Annotated in this window: 25 protein-coding genes; 1 reads left to right on the top strand and 24 read right to left on the bottom strand. The window is 37.2% G+C overall.

Annotation, left to right across the window (positions count from 1 at the left end; genetic code table 11):
- Positions 1-126 precede the first annotated feature (126 nt).
- The 18 genes from mfd to metG form a co-directional block, all read right to left on the bottom strand.
- Positions 127-3,651: a transcription-repair coupling factor gene (mfd, locus tag LG329_RS10600; RefSeq protein WP_404450810.1), complete on the bottom strand. Its 3,525-nt coding sequence runs from the start codon at positions 3,649-3,651 to the stop codon at positions 127-129.
- A 206-nt stretch (positions 3,652-3,857) separates the two neighbouring features.
- Positions 3,858-4,088, bottom strand: coding sequence for an anti-sigma-F factor Fin (locus LG329_RS10595; protein ID WP_404450809.1), 231 nt, complete (start codon positions 4,086-4,088; stop codon positions 3,858-3,860).
- A gap of 107 nt (positions 4,089-4,195) precedes the next feature.
- The gene (gene pth, locus LG329_RS10590) at positions 4,196-4,753 is read right to left on the bottom strand and encodes an aminoacyl-tRNA hydrolase (protein WP_404450808.1); all 558 of its coding nucleotides are present in this window, start codon (positions 4,751-4,753) and stop codon (positions 4,196-4,198) included.
- 126 nt (positions 4,754-4,879) lie between these two features.
- Positions 4,880-5,509 carry a 50S ribosomal protein L25/general stress protein Ctc gene (locus LG329_RS10585; RefSeq protein WP_404450807.1) on the bottom strand — a complete coding sequence of 210 codons (630 nt, stop codon included), beginning with the start codon at positions 5,507-5,509 and terminating at the stop codon, positions 4,880-4,882.
- Positions 5,510-5,635: 126 nt separating this feature from the next.
- The gene (locus LG329_RS10580; RefSeq protein WP_404450805.1) at positions 5,636-6,589 is read right to left on the bottom strand and encodes a ribose-phosphate diphosphokinase; all 954 of its coding nucleotides are present in this window, start codon (positions 6,587-6,589) and stop codon (positions 5,636-5,638) included.
- A gap of 20 nt (positions 6,590-6,609) precedes the next feature.
- Positions 6,610-7,983, bottom strand: coding sequence for a bifunctional UDP-N-acetylglucosamine diphosphorylase/glucosamine-1-phosphate N-acetyltransferase GlmU (gene glmU, locus LG329_RS10575; protein WP_404450804.1), 1,374 nt, complete (start codon positions 7,981-7,983; stop codon positions 6,610-6,612).
- Between the two features lie 502 nt (positions 7,984-8,485).
- The gene (gene spoVG, locus LG329_RS10570; RefSeq protein WP_404450803.1) at positions 8,486-8,782 is read right to left on the bottom strand and encodes a septation regulator SpoVG; all 297 of its coding nucleotides are present in this window, start codon (positions 8,780-8,782) and stop codon (positions 8,486-8,488) included.
- A 192-nt stretch (positions 8,783-8,974) separates the two neighbouring features.
- Complete coding sequence (purR, locus tag LG329_RS10565) at positions 8,975-9,790, bottom strand: pur operon repressor (protein WP_404450802.1); 816 nt, start codon at positions 9,788-9,790, stop codon at positions 8,975-8,977.
- 57 nt (positions 9,791-9,847) lie between these two features.
- Positions 9,848-10,714 (bottom strand): 4-(cytidine 5'-diphospho)-2-C-methyl-D-erythritol kinase, encoded by an 867-nt coding sequence (gene ispE, locus LG329_RS10560; RefSeq protein ID WP_404450801.1) that lies wholly within the window; start codon positions 10,712-10,714, stop codon positions 9,848-9,850.
- 594 nt (positions 10,715-11,308) lie between these two features.
- Positions 11,309-12,967, bottom strand: coding sequence for a peptide ABC transporter substrate-binding protein (locus LG329_RS10555; protein WP_404450800.1), 1,659 nt, complete (start codon positions 12,965-12,967; stop codon positions 11,309-11,311).
- A gap of 268 nt (positions 12,968-13,235) precedes the next feature.
- Positions 13,236-13,418, bottom strand: coding sequence for a small, acid-soluble spore protein, alpha/beta type (locus LG329_RS10550; RefSeq protein WP_404450798.1), 183 nt, complete (start codon positions 13,416-13,418; stop codon positions 13,236-13,238).
- A 172-nt stretch (positions 13,419-13,590) separates the two neighbouring features.
- Complete coding sequence (gene veg, locus LG329_RS10545) at positions 13,591-13,860, bottom strand: biofilm formation stimulator Veg (protein WP_404450797.1); 270 nt, start codon at positions 13,858-13,860, stop codon at positions 13,591-13,593.
- A 262-nt stretch (positions 13,861-14,122) separates the two neighbouring features.
- Complete coding sequence (gene yabG / locus LG329_RS10540) at positions 14,123-14,992, bottom strand: sporulation peptidase YabG (RefSeq protein ID WP_404450796.1); 870 nt, start codon at positions 14,990-14,992, stop codon at positions 14,123-14,125.
- Between the two features lie 212 nt (positions 14,993-15,204).
- On the bottom strand, positions 15,205-16,089 hold the full coding sequence (rsmA, locus tag LG329_RS10535) for a 16S rRNA (adenine(1518)-N(6)/adenine(1519)-N(6))-dimethyltransferase RsmA (RefSeq protein WP_404450795.1): 885 nt from the start codon (positions 16,087-16,089) through the stop codon (positions 15,205-15,207).
- The gene (gene rnmV, locus LG329_RS10530; protein ID WP_404450794.1) at positions 16,076-16,642 is read right to left on the bottom strand and encodes a ribonuclease M5; all 567 of its coding nucleotides are present in this window, start codon (positions 16,640-16,642) and stop codon (positions 16,076-16,078) included. The genes rsmA and rnmV overlap by 14 nt, the downstream gene beginning before the upstream one ends.
- Positions 16,643-16,790: 148 nt before the next feature.
- Positions 16,791-17,996: a ubiquitin-like domain-containing protein gene (locus LG329_RS10525; RefSeq protein ID WP_404450793.1), complete on the bottom strand. Its 1,206-nt coding sequence runs from the start codon at positions 17,994-17,996 to the stop codon at positions 16,791-16,793.
- A gap of 252 nt (positions 17,997-18,248) precedes the next feature.
- The gene (locus LG329_RS10520) at positions 18,249-19,013 is read right to left on the bottom strand and encodes a TatD family hydrolase (RefSeq protein WP_404450792.1); all 765 of its coding nucleotides are present in this window, start codon (positions 19,011-19,013) and stop codon (positions 18,249-18,251) included.
- Positions 19,014-19,076: 63 nt separating this feature from the next.
- Complete coding sequence (metG, locus tag LG329_RS10515; RefSeq protein ID WP_404450791.1) at positions 19,077-21,035, bottom strand: methionine--tRNA ligase; 1,959 nt, start codon at positions 21,033-21,035, stop codon at positions 19,077-19,079.
- Between the two features lie 279 nt (positions 21,036-21,314).
- Between metG and LG329_RS10510 the strand changes: the two genes are divergently transcribed.
- A complete protein-coding gene (locus LG329_RS10510; RefSeq protein WP_404450790.1) occupies positions 21,315-21,593 on the top strand; it encodes an AbrB/MazE/SpoVT family DNA-binding domain-containing protein in 279 nt (92 codons plus the stop codon).
- A gap of 66 nt (positions 21,594-21,659) precedes the next feature.
- Here LG329_RS10510 and rsmI read toward each other — a convergent pair whose 3' ends face one another.
- From rsmI to holB, 6 genes are all read right to left on the bottom strand, one after another.
- Positions 21,660-22,535 (bottom strand): 16S rRNA (cytidine(1402)-2'-O)-methyltransferase, encoded by an 876-nt coding sequence (rsmI, locus tag LG329_RS10505; protein ID WP_404450789.1) that lies wholly within the window; start codon positions 22,533-22,535, stop codon positions 21,660-21,662.
- Positions 22,536-22,548: 13 nt separating this feature from the next.
- Positions 22,549-22,806 (bottom strand): GIY-YIG nuclease family protein, encoded by a 258-nt coding sequence (locus LG329_RS10500; RefSeq protein WP_404450788.1) that lies wholly within the window; start codon positions 22,804-22,806, stop codon positions 22,549-22,551.
- Positions 22,793-23,539, bottom strand: a complete 747-nt coding sequence (locus LG329_RS10495) for a tRNA1(Val) (adenine(37)-N6)-methyltransferase (RefSeq protein WP_404450787.1) — start codon at positions 23,537-23,539, stop codon at positions 22,793-22,795. Before LG329_RS10495 ends, LG329_RS10500 begins: the two co-directional genes overlap by 14 nt.
- Before the next feature lie 86 nt (positions 23,540-23,625).
- Positions 23,626-23,973, bottom strand: coding sequence for a DNA replication initiation control protein YabA (yabA, locus tag LG329_RS10490; RefSeq protein ID WP_404450786.1), 348 nt, complete (start codon positions 23,971-23,973; stop codon positions 23,626-23,628).
- A gap of 16 nt (positions 23,974-23,989) precedes the next feature.
- Positions 23,990-24,817: a stage 0 sporulation family protein gene (locus tag LG329_RS10485; RefSeq protein ID WP_404450785.1), complete on the bottom strand. Its 828-nt coding sequence runs from the start codon at positions 24,815-24,817 to the stop codon at positions 23,990-23,992.
- 6 nt (positions 24,818-24,823) lie between these two features.
- Entirely contained in the window at positions 24,824-25,810 is a 987-nt protein-coding gene (holB, locus tag LG329_RS10480) for a DNA polymerase III subunit delta' (RefSeq protein WP_404450784.1), read from the bottom strand.
- Positions 25,811-25,824: the final 14 nt, after the last annotated feature.

The raw sequence follows: 25,824 nt of genomic DNA, 5'->3' as shown, positions 1-25,824 counted from the left end.
TAAATTTAGTATGATTCATCTGGAAAAAACTATGCATCAAATTAGAAAATCTTGGCTTGTTATCATGAAATAATGGCAAATAACTTTGATTTTTTATATTTTATACTGATACAGCCTTACATTTCCTTAAGCATTTCGATTAACATTTGATAATTTTTCCATAAACCGAGCAACCAGGTCATAGCGATCATGCTGTGCATCCTTTGCCCATTGGATTGTAACTTTCAGTTTTTGATTGTCTGTACCAAGCTGAACTCCACGCCCAAATTCATTTGCGAGCGTAAATAGTTTGGATCCGTCAATTTGCTGACTACGGTTATCGTCAACTAGCAACTCGATCTTTTTATTTTTTTCTGTGATTGCTTCAACTCGTTGATTTCTTGCATGCATTTTTAAGGTTGATACATCAAATAAGTTTGCCACTTCTTCTGGATAGTCACCAAATCGGTCGATTAGCTCTTCTCGCAAGTCATCGAAGTCATCAGCAGATGTTAACGTTTGGAAGCGTTTGTACATATCAATTTTCTGCTTTTCATCCTTGATATACGTATCTGGAATATATGCATCAATTTTAAGTGTTAGTTCAGGTTCAAATGGCTTCATGTCGATGACATCTTTACCAAATTTACGTGCATCTATTGCATCCTTCAGCATTTGTGAGTACATATCAAATCCAACTGAATCAATAAATCCATGTTGTTGGGCACCTAATAAGTTACCTGCACCACGAATAGATAAATCACGCATCGCAATTTTAAAACCCGAACCAAGCTCAGTAAATTCTTTTATCGCCTGTAAACGTTTTTCTGCGATTTCTGTAAGTACCTTGTCTTTTTTATACGTAAAGTAGGCATAGGCCACCCGATTTGAACGACCAACCCTTCCGCGTAACTGGTAAAGCTGACTTAAGCCCATTCGATCTGCATCATACACGATTAACGTATTTACATTTGGAATATCTACACCAGTTTCGATGATAGTGGTACTGACTAGAACATCAAACTCGCCTTCCAAAAACCCAAACATGACATTTTCAAGCTCCGTTTCATTCATCCGTCCATGGGCAATTGCAATTTTTGCATCCTCCACTAAAGAACCTATCTCACGAGCGATAGAATCAATATTTTCTACACGATTATATAAGAAAAATACCTGTCCACCCCGTGCCATTTCCCGCTCAATTGCTTCTCTAATTAAAATTGGGTTGTACTCCACTACATAGGTCTGAATCGGGAACCGGTTTTCTGGTGGCGTTTCGATAACAGATAAATCACGCACGCCAAGCATGGACATGTGTAAGGTACGCGGAATTGGTGTTGCGGTTAACGTTAACACATCAACATTTGTCTTCATCTGTTTTATTTTTTCTTTATGTTTAACACCAAATCGTTGCTCTTCATCAACGACCAACAATCCCAAATCACGGTATTTTACATCTTTTGATAATAAACGATGGGTACCGATTACAATATCGACTAGTCCACTTTTCAAACCAGCTGTTGTTTCTTTTAACTGTTTTGCAGTACGGAACCTGCTCAGCAATCCTATAATAATTGCTTGCTCCTGAAACCGTTCACGGAATGTTTCATAGTGCTGTTGTGCAAGAATTGTTGTAGGAACCAAAATTGCTACCTGCTTTCCATCCGCTACAGCTTTAAAAGCTGCCCGAATAGCCACTTCTGTTTTCCCGTAACCGACATCTCCACATAACAAACGATCCATTGGACGAACTTTTTCCATGTCCTGTTTAATTTCTTCGATACATCTAACTTGGTCCTCTGTTTCTTGATAAGGAAAAGCGGCTTCAAATTCGCGTTGCATTTCTGTCTCTTCCGAAAATGCAAACCCTTTTTTAGCTTCACGCTCTGCATAAAGCTTGATCAAGTCATCTGCAATATCCTCAACAGACGATTGTACCTTCCGTTTAACCTTAGCCCATTCACTGCCACCTAACTTGTAAAGCTTCGGTTCTTTTCCTTCCGACCCAACAAATTTTTGAACCAAATCTATTTGGTCAATAGGTACAAAGAGCTTGTCATCACTCGCATAGCTAATCAGCATATAATCTTTGTGCATATCACTCATTTCGAGTGTCTCAATACCAATGTATTTACCTATACCGTGGTTTGCATGTACAACATAATCGCCAACTTTTAATTCCTGATAGCTTTTAATCCGTTCTGCATTAGATATCTTTTGTTTTTTTCTTACCCGCTTTGTTTTTTTCTTAAATAATTCATTTTCCGTAATCAATACCAATTTATGCATCGGCAATTCGATCCCACTACTAATATTCCCAATCGCGATAGTAGGTTTTTCTACTGGTAGTTGTAAATTTGTGGTTTTACCTGCATCAATTTCATAATCGGCAAAAATGGAATGTACTTTTTCCATGCGTTGCTTGTTTGGAACAAGTATAACAACGGATGACTCACTTTTTGACCATCGTTTTAATTCATTTTTAAACAGATGCATTTGTCCATGAAACTCTTGCATCGAACGAGATGATAGATTAATGATATTCTGTGGCTGCGTGTTCGGTATATGCCGCATGAAAACGGACATATAAAGTCTTGGCTGATTCATATTTTGCCATACTTCATGCCAATCAAAAGAGAATTTGCTGTTTTGTACCATTTTATTTGCTTCAAGCAAATTACTGTACCACTCAGCCTCTTCCGTATCAATATTTGTTGCTGTTTCTTGGACTCTACTCATTTCATCGAGAATAATTAAACCATTATTTGGTAAATAATCTAATAAACTAGCAGGATTATTATAGAGAAAACCAATATATTTATACATCTCCTGAAAATGCTCAAGATTTTTCAATCGTTCAAGATCATGATTTAATGCTTCCGATAATGTTTCTTTTGCATCGTTTGTTTTTAACTTCTTTAGTGTATCTGCTAATGCAGTTTCAATCCGATTCGCTCCTGAAAGTAAATCTTCCTCCGTTAACAGAAGCTCTGTAGCGGGGCCGATAATAACCTCTTTCTTTTTATCGAGTGAGCGCTGTGTCTCTGCATCAAAATAACGAATGGAGTCTACCTCTTCATCAAAAAGTTCAATCCGAATAGGATGTCCCTCTGTAATAGGATAAACATCAATTATTCCACCACGACGACTAAACTCACCCGGGGTTGTCACCATCGTTTGGCGTTCATAACCCATATCTACAAGTGAGCTTAGATATGTATCTATGTTTATATCTTCCCCAAGCGTAAAGCGGAGTTGATATTTCTCCCAATAGTTAATTGGTGGCAAAATTCGTTTCAATGCAGCAACAGGAGCAATCAAAATTCCTGATTTCTTTTTAGACCATTCCGTCAAAGCTTCTATTCGTTGGCTCCTGAGCTCCGGACTAGCAATTGCAATTTCCGAAGCAATTAGTTCGTTAACAGGATATAAATGGACATTTTGATCGCCCATAAACTCTGATAAGTCATCATATAATTGCTGCGCTTGGACAAGTTGATGTGTAATCAACAATACGGGTTTATTTATCGACTCTTCAATAACAGAAACAAGCAAACTCCTAGCTGACCCCGAAAGTCCTGCTACAAGCTGTTCCTGCATTCCAGAATCAATCCCACTTATAATCGACTGTATATCGTCTTTAGATTGTAAAAAATTATCAATACCTTTCAAAATAATAACCCCCAAAAGTCTGAAAAGCGTAAGTACCTGATAGTCACGGTCGATTAATTTCTCAACTGTTGAATATCTCAGGCGAATAATCAACAATCGCTACCGTCGACTTTCCCAACTTACCATAACATAATATGTATATTTATTTACTGAAGGTAGAGCGCAAAAATGCTTTGGTTATAGAACCAAAGCTTTGCTCAACTATTCTATTGTATAAAAAAATCAAGTTCGTGATAGTGTGGATTCTGTCCGAGCGCTGCTTCACAATTTTCGCAAATCGTTTTGATTTGGACATCCCCATTCTGTTTGAATTGTATCATTTCTTTTTGGTCTTCAACTGACAATTTATCAAAACCAAGTGTTGCAGAATCAATGACCGTTTGTTCTATCTTTCCAACTTCATTACCGCAATGTCTACATGTATAGACAATAGACATAAATATACCTCCTCGAATAAACATGGGGTATCCTAGAGTTTATCCGAAATAAGTAATTTTATACCTAATCTTGTTGTCAGGTTGTGGCTTCATTTGGTTTGCTTTTCTCAATTAAATTCATTCATAACTTCTATAAACGGTTTTTCAAGCCATGCTTCAAAGGCGTCCGCAGATTTTACTATGCTGTCTTGAACATCGTCTGTTTGTTCTTTTGGAAATGATCCGAGTACATAATCAATTACGGGTTGTGGTGTGGTTGGTCGTCCAACACCGACTCTAATGCGTTTAAATTCTTTTGTACCTAAATGACTAATGGTTGATTTAATTCCATTATGGCCTCCAGGTCCACCTTTTTGACGCAACCGAATTTTACCCGTTGGTAGATCCAAATCGTCATATACAATAACCACATCTTCCGTAGCGATATCATAATAATCCATTATAGGTCTTATTGCTTCACCTGACAAATTCATATATGTCTGAGGCTGAAGCAGTAAGACCTTTTGATTACCAATATGTTCAAGTGCATATTTACCATTGAACTTAGTCTTATTTAATTCAAATGAATGGCGTTTCACTAACTCATCAATGACCATGAAACCTATGTTATGGCGAGTTGTACTATATTTTTTACCTGGATTTCCAAGTCCAACTATACACTTCATTATAATACTTCCTTTTATTTAGAAATAAACTACACTCTGACATACAACAATCCCTCCTATAAGAATGTATATCACATTCTGTCTCACAGGAGGGCTGCTTGTACTAATATATGATTCGTTTATCTACTATTTTTCTTCTTCTGGTTCTGCACCTACTAGTTCTGGTTCAGCATTTTCGTCTGTTTCATCGTCTTCATTATCTCCTGTATCTGGTGGAACAACCGTTGCAACAGTTGTTTCCGGATCATCAAGAAATTCATATTTTTTCCCTTTTGGTAAGTCAGCAATTGCGATACTGTCACCAATTTCTAGTTTAGATACATCTACAGAAATTTCATCTGGAATATCACCAGGCTTCGCGCGTACTTGTAATTCATGCATTGGTTGTTGTAATACGCCACCATCTTTTGCACCTTGAGCTTCTCCTTCTAAATGAAGTGATACCTCAACGTCCATTTCCTCGGACATATTTACAATATAGAAATCTACGTGTACAAGTTCATCTTTAATCGGATTCATTTGATAATCGTGTAACATTACATCTACAGATGTATCATTTTCGATATCTAATGAAATAATTGCATTTCTACCTTCATCACGGACAGTCTTAACTAGTTCAATACTTTCTACCGTAATTGATTTGGATTCCTTTTCTTTACCATAAACTACTCCAGGAACAAATCCACTTTCCCTGATTTTTCTTAGTGCTGAATGTACTTGATCGTTTCGTTTCGTTGCTTTTAATTTAACCGCCATGTTTTCACCCTCCATTATTTAAAAACTTAGCATTAGCCAAGCTTAAATCCCTTTTTTAGATTAGATTTATATAAATATCGAATAGCTACTTACTATTAATTCCCGTATTTGTTTACTTTTAAACCATTAATCGAATAGTATACTTACTGATTCCATTTCATGAACACGTATAATAGCTTCACCAATTAGTGGTGCTACAGAAAGCTGTTTAACTTTATCAATATATTTATCGGTTTCTAAAGGTATAGAGTTTGTTATAACTAGCTCTTTTATTTTTGAGTTTTCAATGCGCTCCATAGCTGGGCCTGATAACACTGGATGTGTACAACAAGCATAGACTTCTTTTGCCCCGTTTTCAATTAAAGCATTCGCAGCTAGAGTAATCGTACCTGCCGTATCGATAATATCATCAATTAGGATAGCAGTTCTTCCTTCAATGTTACCTACAATATTCATAACTTCTGCTACGTTCGGACGTGGTCTGCGTTTATCTATGATGCCTATCGGTGCTTTTAAGCGATCAGCCATTTTTCTAGCGCGTGTCACTCCACCATGATCTGGTGAAACTACTACAATATCCTCAAGATTTTTCTTCTTAAAGTAATCAGTTAATATTGGTACACCTTGCAAGTGATCAATTGGCATATCGAAGAATCCTTGAATTTGTGGTGCATGTAAGTCAAGTGTGATTACACGATCTGCACCAGCCGTTTCAAATAGGTTTGCAACAAGCTTAGCTGTAATCGGTTCTCTAGAGCGTGCTTTACGATCTTGACGCGCATAACCATAGTAAGGCATAACGAGGTTAATGGAACGAGCTGAAGCACGCTTTAATGCATCAATCATAATGAGTAGCTCCATTATGTGTTGATTAACCGGGGAGCTTGTTGACTGAACAACATAAACATCACAACCGCGAATGCTCTCTTCTATATTAATCTGAATCTCGCCATCACTAAATGCAGAAACAGTACATTTACCAAGGGTTGTACCAATATGATTTGCAATTTCCTCTGCTAATTTACGATTTGAATTCAACGTAAATACTTTCAAAGATGGATCCTTATAGCCTGATGTCATGAAAAAACCCTCCGTTAATCTTAATTTCTATTATTTAACCTTTTTGCATATCCTTCTTTGTTTTCCTGTCGTGCACGCGCAACCGACAAGGAATCTTCAGGAACATTCTTTGTGATGGTCGAGCCAGCTGCCACAAAAGAACCTTTACCAATGTTTACCGGGGCAATCAGGTTCGAATTACAACCAATAAAAGCGTCATCGTCAATTTTTGTTAAATATTTATTTTTGCCATCATAATTAACCGTGATTGTTCCGCAACCAACATTAACATTTGAACCTATTTCAGCATCCCCTATATAACTTAGATGGGAAACTTTACTTTTGTCTCCAATGACAGATTTTTTCACCTCGACAAAATTACCGATTTTCGCTTCATTACCTATAGAAGCTTGAGGTCTAATGTGTGCGTATGGACCAATTTTCACGCGTGCTCCAATTTGACTGTCATTCGCAACACTTTGACGAACTATCGTTTCTTCCCCAATAGAACAGTTTGTAATTTCTGTATGTGGGCCGATTTCTGCATTGCTTTTAATCGATGAATTCCCAGTTATAATAGAACCAGGATGAATTTGTACATCTTGTTCAATTATAACATCTGGACCGATATATGTGTTGTCAGGGTCAATAATTGTTACTCCATTACGCATATGTTTTTCATTAATACGCTTTTTCATTACTTTTTCTGCTTCAGCGAGTGCCACTCGATCATTCACACCCAATGTTTCTTCATCATTAGGAGTTAAAAATGCTGACACTTTTTCATCTTTATCACGCAGGATTTCTATCACATCTGGAAGATAATATTCTCCTTGCGCATTATCATTCGATACTTCTTTTAATGCATTGAAAAGCGCTTGATTATCAAAACAATATGTACCAGTATTTATTTCATTTACTGCTAGTTCAGCATCATTCGCATCCTTCTGTTCAACAATGCGCTCTACTACATTTTGATCGTTTCGGATGACACGACCATATCCAGTAGGATTTTCTATTTTAGTTGTTAGAATTGTTGCCTGTGCATTTTCTTTCTCGTGGTGGTTAAAAAGTTCTTGATAGGTTTTATCTGTGATTAACGGTGTATCACCACAAACAACAATCGTCGTTCCCTCTTTATCCTTCAGTATTGATTCTGCTTGTTGTACTGCATGTCCAGTTCCTAATTGTTCTTCCTGGACAACAAACTTACTTGCATTGCCAATTTTTTCTATAACGGCATCAGCGCCAAAACCTACTATTGTTACAATTTCATCTAAATCTACAGTATTAATTTGATTCATTACGTGTTGTACCATTGGTCGGCCCATAACGGGATGAAGTACCTTATATAATTTCGACTTCATTCTGGTACCTTGACCTGCTGCAAGAATAACAGCATAACGATTTGTCATGAAGTAACCTCCATTCTGTTTATCCATTATGAATATATCTCAAAAAGCAAACGATTTCAACAGATATAGACAGATGAAGGACAATTTTTTAAGAGGTATTTTTTTCTAGGAATAGCGATAAGATAAGTATCTTGCATTTATCTAAACAGTCGCCTCCGCTTTTCTTGTTGTCTAACTATGGCTTCTAGCGGCTAGCAAATAGTTAGTCCTGATGAAAGTGCGTAAAGTTCGACGCACCTTCACATTCCTATCTATTTGTAAGCCGCTAAACAGTCGCCTCCGCTTTTCTATATAAGAAAAGCGCAAGCGCCTTGGTCAGCCCCGACAAGTTTAAGGCGAACCTCTTAGTGATGATTTTTATCACAAAGAGATTTGACTTAAAACCTCAGGCGGGCTAGGCGCTGGAGCTAGACAGATAAACGCCAAAATTTTATACTTTCTTTCCTTATAAAAAAAGAAGGCTAATCTGTATAGATTAGTCCCCCCTGTTGAACCTATGTTTTTAGGAAGCTCCTGCCTCTTCAAATTCTACTTCTGCTTCTGCTTCACCCACGCGTCGATATTCTTCTAAAACTGCATCTTGAATTTTCCCACGAGTTCCTGAATTGATAGGGTGTGCGATATCCCTGAATTCACCATCAGGAGTACGTTTAGATGGCATTGCAACAAATAGTCCATTATTTCCGTCAATTACGCGGATGTCATGTACTACAAATTCCTGATCTAACGTTATGGAAGCAATTGCCCGCATTCTTCCTTCTGTGTTTACGCGGCGTAATCTTACGTCAGTTATTTCCATGATGTTTCACCACCTTTTCCCTTTTGAACTTAACTTAATAATTCTACAAAACATGGCTGATTCCTGCTTAAAATTAAAAAAAATTAAAAATTTAATTAAAAAGTAGGAAAACATAGAAGATTTTCATCAAATTCAGCTTTTTACCCATAGAAAAAAGATAAAACCTTGATAGAAAGATTTTATCTTTTGACCCTATTTAGCCTGAAAATTACCAGGGCTAACATCAATTTGTTTTCTTTTCAAGTCCACGTGGGTAATTTTTACTAATGATAAATAATTTTCAACCACACGTTCATCTTCTTCATCGTCTGCTTCTACTAAGACTCCAATACCTTTAACATTAGCATTAATTTCTGCAAGCAGACTGACCATACCATTAATCGTTCCGCCCGCCTTCATGAAATCATCGATAATACAAACGTTCGCACCTTCCTTTAAGCTTCTTTTCGGAAGAACCATCGTCTGTATTTTCCTAGACGAACCAGAAACATAATTAATACTAACTGAAGAACCTTCTGTAACCATTGGATCCCGCCTGACAATTACAACTGGAACGTTCAAAAATGAAGCTACTGCGTATGCTAATGGTATTCCTTTTGTCGCAACTGTTACAACAGCTTCAATATTAGACCCTGAAAATTGTGATGCAAAGATACGACCAATTTGTTTAACCAATGTTGGATTCCCTAATATATCACTCATATAAAGATATCCACCTGGCAGTAAACGCTCAGAGTCTTCTAGCGTTTCACATAAATCATCAATGAATTGCTTACTTTTATCCAAAGCATAATCCGGAATGTATTTCACTCCACCAGCAGCACCAGCAATCGTTTCTAATCGTCCGATTCCTTCATCTGAAAAAACTCTATCTATAATATCTAAATCCTCACTGATAGAAGATTTCGCCGCATTAAATTGCTTTGAAAAATAAGGCAATGATATATGTTCCCTAGGATTTTCTAAAAAATAATTTGTTAAAGCAACTAACCTATCACTTCTTCTCATGTCGACACCTCTAAAAACCGAATATTTACTATTAAATATATCATTTTTATACGTGTTTTAGCAAGTGGTAGAATAACCGATGATACGAACGACATAAACTTCATCACAAAATCCTCGAAGACCATTATAAATCCGAATTGCTTTATGCTGGTGTTCAACAAGACCGACAACAGTGGGGCCACTTCCGCTCATAAGAACCCCTTTGGATCCAGCTTGGACCATTTTTTCTTTTATTCGTTGAACATTAGGATATAGCGAGGTTGTAACGGTTTCTAAAACATTACCTACGTGATCGCAAAGCTTGTAAAAATCTTGCTGGTTAATGGCTTCCAATATTCTTTTTGTATTAGGATGGGGTAAATTTTCTAATGTTAACTGATTAAAAATCACTCGTGTAGACACTCCAATATTAGGCTTGGCCAAAATCGCCCAAGTTACTGGTGGAGGCGAAAGTTCCTCGATAATTTCCCCCCGCCCACTAGCAAGAGCTGTTGATCCATACACGCAAAAAGGAACATCAGAACCAATACTGGCACCAAGATCGGCCAATTCTGACAGCGGAATATCCAGATCCCATAATTTGTTCAGACCACGTAGCACAGCGGCAGCATCACTACTGCCCCCACCTAATCCCGCAGAAACAGGAATATTCTTTTCAATATCAATCCGTACACCGCGTGTGATATGGTATTTGTTTTTAAGAGCAAGTGCGGCTTTATATGCCAGGTTTCGTTCGTCGTTCGGTACATATTGATTATCTGCAGAGACATCAATATAATCAACCTCTAATGAGGTTAACGCAACACGATCAGCTAAATCGACCGTAGTCATTACCATTTCCACGTCATGATAACCATCAACACGCTTACCTAGGACATCTACCGACAACGTAATTTTTGCCGGAGCATTCTCAAAAAACACCATATCAACCACCACCTCACAAATCTAAACAAATTGTATCATATTAGAATAGCGAAGGCGACTGCTTAGCGACGTACAAATAGATAGGCATGTGAAGGTACGTTGAACTTTACGTACATTCATCAGGACTAACTATTTGCTAGTCGCTAAGAGCCACAGCTGGACAGAAAAAAAGCGTAGTGGGCTTGCATAGCGACAACAAGCATAGTCAAGAGACCGTAAAGCACAAGGGCTTCCGTGCTTGGAGTGTCTATTGACTATGTCTCGAGTCGCTAGCCCGCGCAGCTAGACAGAAAAACGAAGGCGACTGGTTAGCGACATGCTTAAGTTTTATTACCTGTAAGGAAAGTATAAAATGTGCATTAAATATTTTGGTCACCATGCAAAGCCATATCCAGCTCCAGCGCCTAGCCCCTCGAGGTTTTAAGTCAAATCTCTTTGTGATAAAAATCATCACTAAGAGATTCGTCTTAAACTTGTCGGGGCTGACCAAGGCGCTTGTGCTTTTCTAATAAAAGAACGCTAAGTAAACCTTCTAAGAAAAAATAACCCATGACAGTTTGGATGACTGTCATGGATTATTTAAAACAAAATTAATTATTTACTTATAGAAGCCCATTTCCATTCATATGTTGGTCCAAATGGGTTGCTGATAACACCCTCTACATAAGGTTTAATTAACTCTGCACGTGCACTTTGGTAAATAGGTGCAATTGCAGCATCTTCAAGTAGTAACTTTTCTGCTTCTAAAAACGCGTTATAACGCTTAACAGGGTCAAGCACATAATCAGTTGCTGTTTTCTTCATTAGTTCATCATACTTTTTGCTTGAATATCCCATTTTGTTATATTGGCTATCTGTTACATACATATTTAAGAAGGTATAAGGGTCAAGATAATCTGGTCCCCAACCATAAAATTGTAATTGATATTCCATATTTTCGCTTAAAGTCAATCGTTGTTCAAACGGAACTTGCTTCAAGGTAACCTTTAGACCTGGAAGGTTAGTTTCTAATTGATTTGCAAGGTATTCGTTCATATTTTTAGATGTTTCACCGTCACCAGCTAAGAATTCAATTTCAACTTTTTCTTTGCCAATTTCCTCTAAGCCTTTTTTCCAAAGCTCTTTCGCTTTTTCAGGATCATATGTTACTAAATCTCCACTAACCTCACGGAAGTCTTCACCAGACTCTGGCATTGGTGCGAAGTTTTTAGGAATTAAACCAGTTGCTACAATTGAACCATTATTTAAGATTTCATCCACTAAAGCCTGTTTATCAAATGCGCGACTAATCGCTTTACGAATGTTTTTGTTAGCTAATGCTTCAGAAGTAGTCTGGTTAAATTTCAAATAAAATACAGACGCTTCTGGTGTTACAGTATAATCATCGTGTGATGCATATCTGTCTACAAGGTCTGCAGAAAGACCAGCACGATCTACTTTACCTTTTTCATATAAATCTACAGCTACTTGTGGATCCTTAACCACATCAAAAGTAATTTTATCTAAGGAAACTGTTTCTGCATCCCAGTAATCTTCATTTTTCACAAGATTCCAAGATGTAGCAGTACTTGTCCAATCGGTAAGTTTAAATGGCCCATTTGACAACAATGTATCAGAGCTTGTACCATGTTTATCACCTTTTGATTCAACAAACTCTTGATTTAACGGTAAAAATGTACCGAAAGTAGTCAGTGATTCAAAGTATGGGATTGGCTTTTCAAGTGATACAACTAAAGTATAATCATCCTTAGCCTTTACACCTAATTCTTTAACAGGCATTTCGCCACTATTAATTTCTGTTGCGTTTTTGATAACACCATTCATCATGTATGGACCATATTCAGATCCAGTATCAGGATTGATTGCTCGGCGCCATGCATATACGAAATCGTGTGCTGTTACTGGGTCACCATTTGACCAAACAGCGTCCTCACGTAATGTAAACGTCCAAGTTAATGCATCTTCACTTACTTTATGTTCTGTTGCAATACCATCAACAATTTTTGCATCCTTACCCAGACGATAAAGACCTTCTGTTGTTGCACCTAAGAATTGAAAACCATATTCATCGGCAGCTAACGAAGAGTCCATGGAAGGAATTGTATCCCCATTCGTTAAATTAAGTACTTGCTTGCCATCGGTTTCGCCGCCACTTGATTCTGATCCGCTATCATCACCACTTGAACACGCGACCATGAAAACGCTTAACAATAATGCAATTGCTAACAGCAATGAAAATTTCGAAAATTTCATGTTGTAATAACTCCCCTTTTTGATTTTGTGTATTTCCTCTAAATGAAAAAAACACGCAATTAAAATTATACAATTTTTCAAACAGTCTTGCATGTTTTTTATGTTAACAAAAATGTTAAAATCAGCCACATCAAGGTTTCTGACTGATAAAATGAGTATAAAGACCTATTTATACATATTTTGTTCTAAAATTAATTCTAAATACCTGTTTTTCATTAGTAAAAAATGGTTGAAATTAACTCTATATTAGCGAAAAAAGACAAACCCATTAGGGTTCGCCTTTTTGTTGCATACCTTGCTCGGCCATTTCAATTGCTCTTTTCACCATGTTCCCTGCATCTCTTGATTTAATGCCGCCCCAGCCTTCCTGCTGTACGGTGTCGTAAAAGCCTAACTCTTTAGCAATTTCTTCTTTCAATTGATCAGACATCATACTCCGTCGTCTTCCCATGAAAGAACAACCCCTTTCTACTTGAGCATCCTTGTTACGACAACCTTAGCATGTGCTTTTAAACACAACATACACCCGTTATATGTATACAAAAAAGGAAATATTTTATGGAATATAACTTTGAACTAGGTGAAAATATAAACGTATACAAAAAGAAGCAGTAAACAAATGTTTACTGCTCCATAACCATTGCTGTTGTTCTATCATCTTGTTGGAAGCTTAGTTCAACTGTTTCTGTTAAAACGTCTGCATAGCTGTATGAAACACGTTCGAATGAGTTTTCGTCTTGATCAAGCTCAACTATGAAAACAGAAGGATAGGTTTCTGCCAGAATCCCGCATCGTTCAATTGTTTTCCTTCTTCCACCGTTGGCTTTCAATCTTAATCGTTTACCAATGTGACCTTCAAGACCTTGCTTAATCTCTATTAATGTTTTAGCCAATACACTCCACCTCACTTCCTATATTATAGCACGTGCTTGTATTAGCGGTCAAGTAAAACTTTATATTATAACAATATATCTTTTTTCATGTCAACAACTAAAACCACGTTTTGCTTTATTATTTCAAAAAAGTTGAAAAATATGTATAGAAATTGAAAAAATATAGGTTGGTTTCCAAGTTTTGTTCCTAAAAAGGTTTTTATTGGATAAAAAATTGAGGAATGTAGACCCTCTAATTAACTAGAAAATCTACACACTTCATTTACTCATCGGATGATTCTTCTAGATATGGCATACCGGTACGGAGGAGACCACGTGTTTCTAATCCTCCCATGCCTTTTTCACCGGTTAATGTATTGCGCAATACATCCCATACACTTACTTTTTCCATAAAAGGGGTGTATGCAATTTTTGCTGCTATATAAACAGGATCAAGTGCATGTATGTTAATTCGGGAAGGCGAGCTAGCATAATTAGCACCCGCTCGTATAAGTGATTCAAAGTGGGATTGACATGCCCCTGCAAAAATTACAAGTTGATCTAATTGAGGGAAGATTTGTCTTGCTTCTCTAACTGTTTCAACGAAATATTTAGAGTGACGATATGCACGTAGATCACTTCTCGTTCCTTTGTTTTTTGAAAAGGAATCATGACCAGTGATGACAATAATATCCGGGCGTATTTTTTCAATTAACGGTCCAATTTCCAGTGGCATATCCTTTTCATTTATATAAACACCATGCACTTGTAATCCAATACGTTGATATAGCTCAATACACTTTTTTAAATAATTTCGATCTCCATCAATATGCAATACTTTTGCAGGTAAGTGAAAATAGGATGATTCATGATGGAAACCATCTGTTGCTTGGTATTCTCGCTTTTCTTTCATAAATTGATAATCCTGACGAAATAACCGATAGGAAAACTCTTCTTCTTCTTTTTCTTTTTCACGTTTTTTAACTAAATCTCTTTCTTCCACACGAACAAGGTCGCTGAGTGGTGCGTCCACTTCTAATCGTAGATCCTTCCCGTGTAACGTAGCGAGATCCTTTGATATAGAAGAAATACGAAATAATAAATCATGTTTATATGAAATCCGGGAAACGATATCACCTGTTATCAAGTCCATTATGCCACCTCACAGCCCTCAAGCTATCTGAAAGCATTCATATACCATAACCTATGTAAAAAGACTGGGTATGTGCAAAAAAAGCGGAGGCGACTGCTTAGCGGTGAAATGCGTAAGAAAGAGACCGAAGAGCACACAGGCTTAGTGCTCGAGAAGTCGTAAACGCTAGACAAGAAAAAAGCCATTACCCAAAATAAGGTAATAGCGTTCTATTAATGCTGCTTCGCTTCATAAAAGGTATTGGCCAATGTGGCAAATTCCTCCATGTTTAAGGACTCCCCTCGCCTCATCCCATCAATTCCTATGTTGTCTAACATCATGGAGATGGTTTCTTTATCGTATTCCCCACTCAAATAGTTTGTTAGGTTATTTCGAAGTGTTTTTCTGCGTTGACTAAAGCAAGCTTGTACCATGGAGAAAAAGTATTTCTCGTTAGCAACATAGACAGGCGGCTTTTCACGTATGGTTAATTTCAGAACTGCTGAATCAACGTTAGGCTGTGGCATAAACACACTCTTTGGTACATGCATAACAACTTCAGCCATTGTGTAGTATTGAATAGCAATTGTTAAAGAACCATAGGCTTTAGTACTTGGTTTTGCCGCCATCCGTTCCGCTACCTCTTTTTGAATCATAACGGTTATACTTTCTACAGGTAATTTCTCTTGCAATAGTTTTGTTAAAATAGGTGTCGTAATGTAATAGGGTAAATTTGCAACAATATGAACGTCTTGGTCCTCACTAAAATTATCCCTTATTGATGCTTTAACGTCTGCTTGTAATATATCCTGATGGATGAACTGGATATTCTCGTATTGGTCTAATGTGTCCCCTAAAATGGGAAGTAAGCGCTGATCAATTTCAAAGGCTAGGACCTTTTTTGCGTGCAGGCCTAATTGTTCGGTTAATGCCCCGATACCTGGTCCAATCTCAATTACACCTGAATCTTTATCTATTCCAGTGTGATCAATTATATTTTTCAATATATTTGCATCAATAATAAAATTTTGTCCCAAGCTTTTTTTGAAGAAAAACTTATAGTTAGCCAAAATTTCCTTCGTCCGCTTTGGTGTAGCAATATAGTTATTCGCGCTCATTATTTTCCTCCTGAAGTACTTGTTGAATTGCTTGTTCAAACTGATTGTGTGTAATTTGAAACATGGTTAATCGTTTAAGCAGCTGTTTACCGTTTGTATGCCCGATTTGTAATAATTCATTCAGTCTCTTTCTTCTATAGCTTGCTCTAGGTCCACCAATTAAACCATATTCAACTAAATCCTCTTTACAGATATCACTTTCATAGAATTCCTTTAACTCATAAACATCCTGTAATGCTTTTTGAATCGACTCAATAGAGGCATGCTCAATTCCGATCCCTTTATTATTTTTTGCACGTGCATCATCCCGTGTTAAAAATGCGTGCTTACAGCCAGGCACATGCTCATTAATGATGTTACGAATGCGTTGCCCTGGATAATCCGGATCAGTAAAAATAATTACCCCACGCTTCGCTTGTGCATGCTGAATCTGCTTTAATGTAGTTTGATTTATTGCTGATCCATTCGTTTCAATTGTATCGGCATCAACAGCAAGGCGAATTTTTGCTGTATCGTCTCGCCCCTCGACAACGATAATTTCTTTGATCGTCAATATAAATTCCTCTTTTCAGGGGTTTTAAAGAAAAACCTGGTATTCAAATAGTTAAGTTAATCTTAAACTGATATCCTTTGAACTTTTCTTCCATGCAAAAAAATATACTCTTACCATTTTATCATGGCAAGAGCATTTATATCATGTATTAATTTAAAATGGTAACTTTAACAGTACGCCTGCCAAATGCTAATGCAGCATCTCTGCTTGCAAAATGCATATCAATACGTTTTCCATGAATGTGTCCACCCGTGTCGGCAGCAACATATTCACCATATCCTTGAATATATACATGCGTACCTAGCGGAATAACACTAGGATCTACTGCAATTACATTCGCACCTGGATTAGCGTTTAAGTTTATTCCGGTTGCTGTGTAGCCTGAGCATCCCGAGCAATTTGCCGTATATGCACTAGCAGACATATATAAAACTTTTCCGTTTGCTTCTGGTTCTTTTTTCTCAGTACTAGCTAAAGTTACAAGATCAGTTTGTTGTTCTTTTGTACCAATTGCAATTACTCTAGCTTTACTTTCCTCAATTACTTCTTCATGAATTAATTTTCTACTAACTTCTTTACCATTTTCCTTAATCACTTTATAGGTTTTGACAACCGTTCCTTCTTTTCCTTCAGCAACTACCCGTTCCTCACCTTTAGCAAGTGAACCATCTTCTTTTCGCTCTGTTTCAAAGGCAACAGCTTCTTCTACCTCAACCTCAGTCTTATCTACTCGAACAATGTTAATTGGTTTATCTGGATTTACCTGATCCTTCAAATTAACGTTCATTTTATCTGGATCATTCAATTTGATGTTATTAGAATTTAATAATTGCTCTACCGTTCCACCTGTAGTCCAGAATTTCTTCTCTTTTCCAGCAACATTCACTACAACTTTGAATGCCTTCTGAATCCTTAGCTCAAGACCATCTACAATCTTGTCTTCTGGTTTATGTGATACCTCGTCATGATTGGATAAAGTTAGATTGTTTTCATTTAAAAATGCACCAATTGTTTCAGCAAATGTATAATATTCTTTTTTATGTCCGTCAATCGTAACTGTTACTTGTGTCGATTGCTTGTATGTAATCTTCATGCCATCCTTGATTTCTGTATCGCCTGTATGTGAAATTGCATCGTGTTGATCAACAATTATTCCTACTTCGTTAAGCAGTTCATCTACTGTATTCGCATGTGTTGTCACTGTTTCTTTTTCCCCATCGTTCATTACGACTACTTCTGCTTTAGTAGCTTCCATTACCACTAAAGTTGAAAAAATAACAAGTGCTAAAATACCAATACTCGAAATAACCAGCTTCATTTTCGATGCCGGCAATAGCTTTGAAATTACCTTCATGCTTCTTGCCTCCTTTATATCGACTTTGATTATATAAACAGTTGTATGTTAAGTCAAAATACATAGGGTTACGGTTTCTTTACAATTGAGTTACAAAAAATAACCCTGTAATTTTTAAAGCATGATTTTCCCCCGCGATTACAGTCTAGTCAAGGGATTACGTAAATCGATAATTTCATAAAAAAAGAGACAGGCATTATATCCCGTCTCCCCAAAATAGGTAGAATTAGCTTGTTTTATTACAATTTCTTATCATATTTGAAAAAATCTACGTGCATTTTCCGTTGTAATTTCACTTAATTCTTCAACCGAAATCCGCCGTAATTCAGCTATTTTTTCAGCTACTAATGTTACATAACTTGGTTCATTTCGTTTTCCACGATTCGGATGTGGAGCAAGAAATGGCGCATCTGTTTCCACAAGTATACGATCGAGCGGAACTTCAACTGCTACCTCTTTAGGGTCAGTAGCGTTTTTAAATGTCACTGGACCGCCAAGTGATATATAAAAATTCATATCTAAGCATGCTTGTAAATAGGCAACGCTATCGTTATAGCAATGCATGATACCACCAATTTCTTTTGCGCTTTCTTCCTGCAAAATTTCGATTATATCCTCCGTTGCCTCACGGTTATGGATAATGATTGGCATATTTATTTTTTTAGCCAGCCGGATTTGCTTTCGAAATACTTCCTTTTGTATGTCTTTTGGTGATTTATCCCAGTGGTAATCAAGCCCCATTTCGCCAATGGCAACCACTTTTGGATGGGCAGATAGCTCCTCAATCCAAGCTAAATCACCCTCAGTCATATCAATTGCATCTACCGGATGCCAGCCAACTGCAGCATAGATTGTATCATGTTGTTCAGCTATTTCAATTGCAAGTGGAATGGTTTCCCTATCAAATCCAACTACGACCATTTGTGTGACACCAGCATCAAACGCTCGCTTTATGACTTCTTCTCTATCTTCTTCAAATTGTCTTGCATTTAAATGGACATGCGTATCAAATAGCATATTATTACTCCTTTTATAGATAAAAGCCTGACCTCTATTAGTAAAGGCCAGACTTTGTATTATTTACTTTACAACTGATCCGTTTGGAAGTGTTTGTTCAACTGTTGCAAGAGCTAACTTTCCATCAGCATCCTCACCAGATAAAATCATTCCTTCAGACATTTCACCACGTAATTTAACTGGTTTTAGGTTTGTTACGCAAATAACCTTCTTGCCCACTAAAACCTCAGGATTGTAGTGTTCTGCAAGTCCAGACACTACTTGACGTTTTTCACCGCCTAAATCAAGTTGCAGCTTTAATAATTTATCAGCCTTTTTCATTTTTTCAGCTTTTAAAACTTCAGCAACACGCATATCAAGCTTCATGAAATCGTCATACGCAATAAGATCTTTTGCATCCGCTTCTTCAGCCTCTGGTTCTTCTTTTGTCGCTGTTGGGTTCTGCATCATAGCTTTAATGGTCTGTACTTCTTCTTCCACATCTAATCGTGGGAAAATTGGTTCGCCTTTTGTAACATGCGATCCATCTTTAATCTGACCAAGCTCATGAATACTATCCCATTCTTTCAGATTATCATCCGATACGCCTAATTGACGGAATATCTCATTAGGTGCTTCTGTTAAAAATGGTTGTAGCATTACACCAATAATGCGAAGTGAATCAGCTAAATGTGCCATCACATTACCAAGACGTTCTTTTTTAGAATCTTCTTTAGCTAAAACCCACGGCTCCGTCTCATCGATATATTTATTTGTGCGGCTTACAAGCTTCCATAATTCTGAAAGTGCAACTGAAAACTGCATATTTTCAAGTGAATCTTCTACTTGTTTAATTGTTTCTGTTACAAAATTCTCCAGGCTTGCGTCCACTTCTGTCTCAGCCTTTTTATATGTTGGGACTGAGCCGTCAAAATATTTATCAATCATTGCTACAGTACGGTTCAATAAATTCCCTAAATCGTTTGCCAGATCGTAATTGGTTCGTTGCACAAATCCTTCTGGCGTAAATACGCCATCAGAACCAAACGGCACTTCCCGCAACAAGTAGTAACGCAATGCATCTAAGCCATATCGATCAGTCAATTGGATTGGATCAACAACGTTGCCTTTTGATTTCGACATTTTTCCATCCTTCATTAAGATCCAACCATGTGCAAATACCTTTTTAGGCAACGGCAGGTCTAGTGCCATTAACATGATTGGCCAATAAATCGTATGAAAACGAACAATTTCCTTACTCATTAAGTGTACATCCGCTGGCCAATATTTTTGGAACTTCTCATCATTCTCTGTACCATAGCCAAGGGCAGTTATATAGTTACTCAATGCATCAATCCAAACATAAATAACATGCTTTGGATCGCTAGGAACCTTAACACCCCAATCAAAGGAAGTTCGTGATACAGCTAAATCTTCAAGTCCCGGTTTGATAAAGTTGTTTAACATTTCATTTTTTCGACTTTCTGGTTGAATAAACTCTGGATGTTCATCGTAATACTTTACTAGACGATCAACATACTTACTCATTTTAAAGAAATAGGATTCTTCTTTTACTTTTTCAACTTTCCCACCACAATCAGGACAATGTCCGTCTTCTAATTGGCGTTCAGTGAAAAATGATTCATCTGAAGTACAATACCAACCCTCATACTGATCTAAATAAATATCACCCTGTTCCAGGAGCTGAGTGAAAATTTTCTCGACAATTTGTTTATGGCGATCCTCAGTTGTGCGTATAAAGTCATCATTTGTCACTTTTAGTTTTTTCCATAGTCCTTGTATACCTTCGACAATTTCATCAACATACGCTTGCGGGGTTACCCCTTTTTCTTCTGCTTTACGTTGGATTTTTTGTCCATGTTCATCTGTACCGGTTAAATACATTACATCGTATCCGCGCATCCGTTTATACCGCGCTATTGCATCGCCAGCTACCGTTGAGTACGCGTGACCAATATGTAATTTACCACTTGGGTAATAAATCGGTGTTGTAATATAGAATGTCTTTTTTTCATTTGCCATGGAATTACCTCCTCTTTCCATTTCCATCACGTCGATTGATAAACTATTACTATTGTAGCGATTTTATCATAAGATTTCCAATATAGAATAATGGTTACCATTATAACCCCAAAAAACGACAATTAATAATTCTTTTTAGTTAAAGACTAAATTTTCACATTTATTTTTATTTTTGGTTAAAATTAATTGACACTTTTGGAAAAGGTTGGTACTATATTGCTAGAAACATGTCGAATATTGACGAATTTAAGTCTATTACCTTCAGAAGGGAGATTAAAAATGAAGTCTACTGGAATTGTCCGCAAAGTTGATGAACTTGGTCGAGTAGTTATCCCAATTGAGCTTAGACGAACACTTGATATTCACGAGAAAGATGCCTTGGAAATCTATGTTGATACCGACAGGATTGTTCTTAAAAAGTATAAGCCAAGCATGACGTGTCAAATTACTGGCGAAACCTCCGATGGTAATCTATCATTGGCTAATGGAAAATTGACACTCAGTCCTGAGGGAGCAAAAGAATTAGTCAAAGAAATACAAACACGCTTTAGCGTATAAAAGATTAATAAACTCCATGTGCCAAAAGGGATTGACGCGTAATTAAATTAACGTCAGTTCCTTTTCTTATTCATCAATATGGTAGGTTTGGTAGACTTCACGCTTTGGCATTTGACGATCAATCGCTACTTTTTTTATCGCTTCTTTACTCGATAAATTTTCTTCACCCATATAATGTGTTACGTGCTCTAATACAGATAAATGGCTCCACCACAGCGCCTCTTGTGATAAAGGTGTATCTTCACTTCCCTCCACAACAATGCAAAATTCCCCTTTTAGTTGTGTTTGTTCAATCCATTCCATAATCTCACTTATTGATCCACGAATATATTCTTCAAACCGTTTTGTTAATTCTCTAGCAAGTGTTAGTTGTCGATCACCAAGTTGTTCATGGATAGCGGAGACTGTTTCTTTTAGTCGATGGGGAGATTCATAAAATAACAGGGTCGCCGTTAGGGATTTCATTCGTTCAAGCTCCTTGAGCTTGTCCTTCTTTTTTCTGGGTAAAAATCCGTAGAATAAAAATTCACTCGTTGGTAATCCAGAGCCTACCAGTGCACATAACGCTGCATTAGCCCCAGGCAAAACCACCACTGGAATAGACTCCGCAATTGCTGATTGGACCATTTCATATCCGGGATCAGAAATTCCAGGCATTCCTGCGTCACTTACAAAAGCTATTGATTCACCATTTTCCAACCGATTTAGTAACTGCTCTCCACGTGATTCCTTATTATGTTCATGATAGCTAATTAAAGATGTGGTGATTTCAAAATGCGTCAGTAACTTTTTCGTATTACGTGTGTCTTCTGCTGCAATTAATGAAGCTGATTGTAATACTTTCAATGCACGGTAGGTAATATCTTCTAGGTTCCCAATTGGTGTTGGAACAATATATGCAGTTCCTTTTTCAGTTGATTCAAAGCTTTTTTGACTTTTCATTCTGTCCCACCTCTTATTTGTTCAACGATATCAAGTGTTCTTTTTCAGTTCTTTTAAGCTGCTTAATCGCATATTCCCTTTTCAACGCTTCTTCTTTTGTCGAAAACCGTTCGACATATTCAACACGGAATGGCCCACGACCTCGTGTATATTTTGCGCCTTTTCCACATTCATGCATGTGTAACCTATGTGTTAGATTGTTTGTATAACCCGTGTACAGTGTTGAATCTTTACATTTTAAAATATAAACGACATGTCTACTCTCTTCCATATATAATTTCCTCAGCCTCTGTCGTATAGGTGTTATCCTCATTATAAATATATAATGGAGGTAAAATAGTGAGGTCTGCTTTTCCATCTCGTACCCCTTCCACCAGCAGCATGTTTGCATCGCGACCCCTTTTTGGGTAAACCAGCTGCATTCGCTTCGGTTCAAGCTTGTATTTCCGGAATAATGTAAGGATATCAACAAGTCTACCTGGACGGTGAACCATTGATACCTTGCCGCCAGGACGAACATGTAGCTTGCATGCTTTTACCACGTCTTCTAACGAGCAATACACTTCATGACGGGCAATCGTCAAAAAGTCATTTTTATTTTGTTCAGTTGTTGCAGGTGTTTTAAAATAGGGTGGATTACATGTGACAACATCAAATGTACTATGCCCTAATTTATCCTGCATATCAGTTAGATCCCCATGAAGCATAGTGATTTGGTCATTCAGTCCATTTAAATGCAAACTGCGTGTTGCCATTCCATGCAACCGCTCCTGAATTTCTACCCCTGTAATATGGGCATGTGATCTTCGCGATAAAAGGAGTGGAATAATACCGTTCCCACTACATAAATCCAGTATTTTACCTTTCTTAATTGGAACATAGGTAAAATGTGCAAGTAACACGGCATCAAGTGAAAAAGAGAAAACAGTTGGACTTTGAATAATCTGCATATCCTCCTCTTTCAATAAATAGTCAAGCCGCTCGTCATCAAATAGCTCTACCATATGTATAATCCTTCCCATTAATTATGTAAGAAAAGCTGCCTCTTCTTGTCTTTATCAAAGACAACGAGACAGCCGATTTAACTAGCTTATTTATTCTTATTCAAAAACATCAAACAAAACAGACAATCTTCGTCTTGCCTTGGACTGCCAAAATGAACATTACAAATATGAAAACCTTCATCATACAGCCTTGCCAGATTATCATACCCTTCTCCAGGGATTTCACTCCCAGCATCATGGGTATCATCAACCTTCTCATCATGGTCTTCATTTCCATCCAAACGATTACGTAGATGATGATTCTCCATTGCAAGCCGATTATTTTCCTCAAGCAAATTACCTAAATGATCCTTTAAATCACCTAGTTGCTCATATAGCTCGCCTATTCGCTTTTCCATATCTGATACTTGCTCAAACACTTCTCGCTTGTTCACGCCATCATACACCCCACTATTCTGTGGCTTGCGCTTTGATTATTCCTTCATCAATTAGCTCATCTAAAGTATATTCGATTACACGCTCTTTTTCAGGAATTTCGATTTGCACGATTCTTTCAAGGATGTTCATACCAACTACTTTTCCTCTACCAAATGGCGTTTTAACCTTTTCACCTAAATCTGGTAGCTTACGTTTCGCCGTCTCATAATCGTCATTTTCATATTTCAGGCAACACATCAAACGCCCACATAACCCAGAAATCTTTGCTGGATTAAGAGATAGATTTTGATCTTTTGCCATTTTTATAGAGACTGGTTCAAAATCACCTAAGAACGTTGAGCAACAAAGCATACGACCGCACGGGCCAATTCCACCTAGCATTTTGGCTTCATCCCGTACACCGATTTGGCGAAGTTCAATTCTTGTTTTGAATAATGCTGCCAAATCCTTAACTAAATTACGGAAATCAACTCGTCCATCTGCTGTGAAATAAAAAATAATTTTATTTCGGTCAAATGTATATTCTACCTCTACTAGATTCATATCTAGTTTATGTTCAATAATCTTTTCGGTACATGTTTGGAATGCGGTTTCTGATTGTTGCTGGTTCTCAACAACTGTCATCTTATCCTTTTCATCTGCCAAACGAAGGACTTTTTTAAGTGGAAGAACGACATCTTCCTCGTCGACCTGTTTACTAGCAATAACCACTTTTCCAAACTCTATACCTCGAACCGTTTCAACGATGACATATCCATCTAGGATAATATCATGGTCTCCTGGATCAAAATAATATATTTTACCCGCTTTTTTAAAACGGACACCAATAACTTCAATCAATATAGATCACCTCTGAATATGAAGTGTAAGCTGCTCCATCACTAATGTTTGATGAACATTTTGCTTCAATTTTCGTTTTGCCTGAAGAATACTTTGCAAGATAGATAATAATTGCTCTTGCGAAAAAAACAATGCTGCTTGTTCTACCTTTTCATCCTGTTTACGATATAGAACTAAATTTTCGTATTCAATATGGTAATGAAGAATATCTTTAAAGGCTAACAATAGTAAGTCAAGTCCCTGCTCTATTTGTTTTCGCTCTTTAAAGTGGACTAGCCACTGGTTATGAATATATAAGTATACTTCTTCAGGTTTAACGATAAACATTTCTACCAATTGTACCACTAATTTTCTAGCCTGTGCAAACCACTCATCCTCGTTTAGAGCAATTGCTTCATCTATATTATTCGTTAATGCACTAACAAGGGCTACATTACCTTCGAACACCCCAGATTCTAGTAATTGTCTTTGAAATTGGTCAGGATTTAATGGCTGTAAATCAAGCACCTGACATCGGGAACGAATGGTTGACAGAATTGATTGGCTATTTTCAGTTAGCATGATGGCAGTGGTTTCCATATTGGGTTCTTCTAAAAATTTTAATATACGATTTGCAGCATTAGTAGTTAAAGTATCAGCATCTTTTATGATATATACTTTTCGTGCTGACTCGAGCCCGCTATATTTAAACTCTTTTTGTAAATCTTCAATTTGTTCTTTTTTAATTGATAGACCATCAGGTTCAATCCAATGAACATCAGGGTGATTACCAGAGTCAATTCGTTTGCATGTTAGACAGTTATCACAAGGGTCCGCATCTATTTTGTTCTCACAAAATAAAACCTTCGCAAGTATTCGTGCAATCGCTTCTTTCCCTGTTCCACGTTCTCCATGAATTAGGTACGCGTGGGAAATACGGCTTTTCTGTATACTGTTTGTCAATATTTTACTTGCTAAAGGCTGAATTTCAGCTATTTCAGACCATTTCTTCATGATTCCCATCCTCT

The organism is Virgibacillus necropolis (assembly GCF_044793635.1).
GTDB lineage: Bacteria > Bacillota > Bacilli > Bacillales > Amphibacillaceae > Virgibacillus_F > Virgibacillus_F necropolis_A.
The sequence above is the reverse complement of the archived record's forward strand: the minus strand, read 5'-3'. Positions and strand labels throughout refer to the sequence as shown.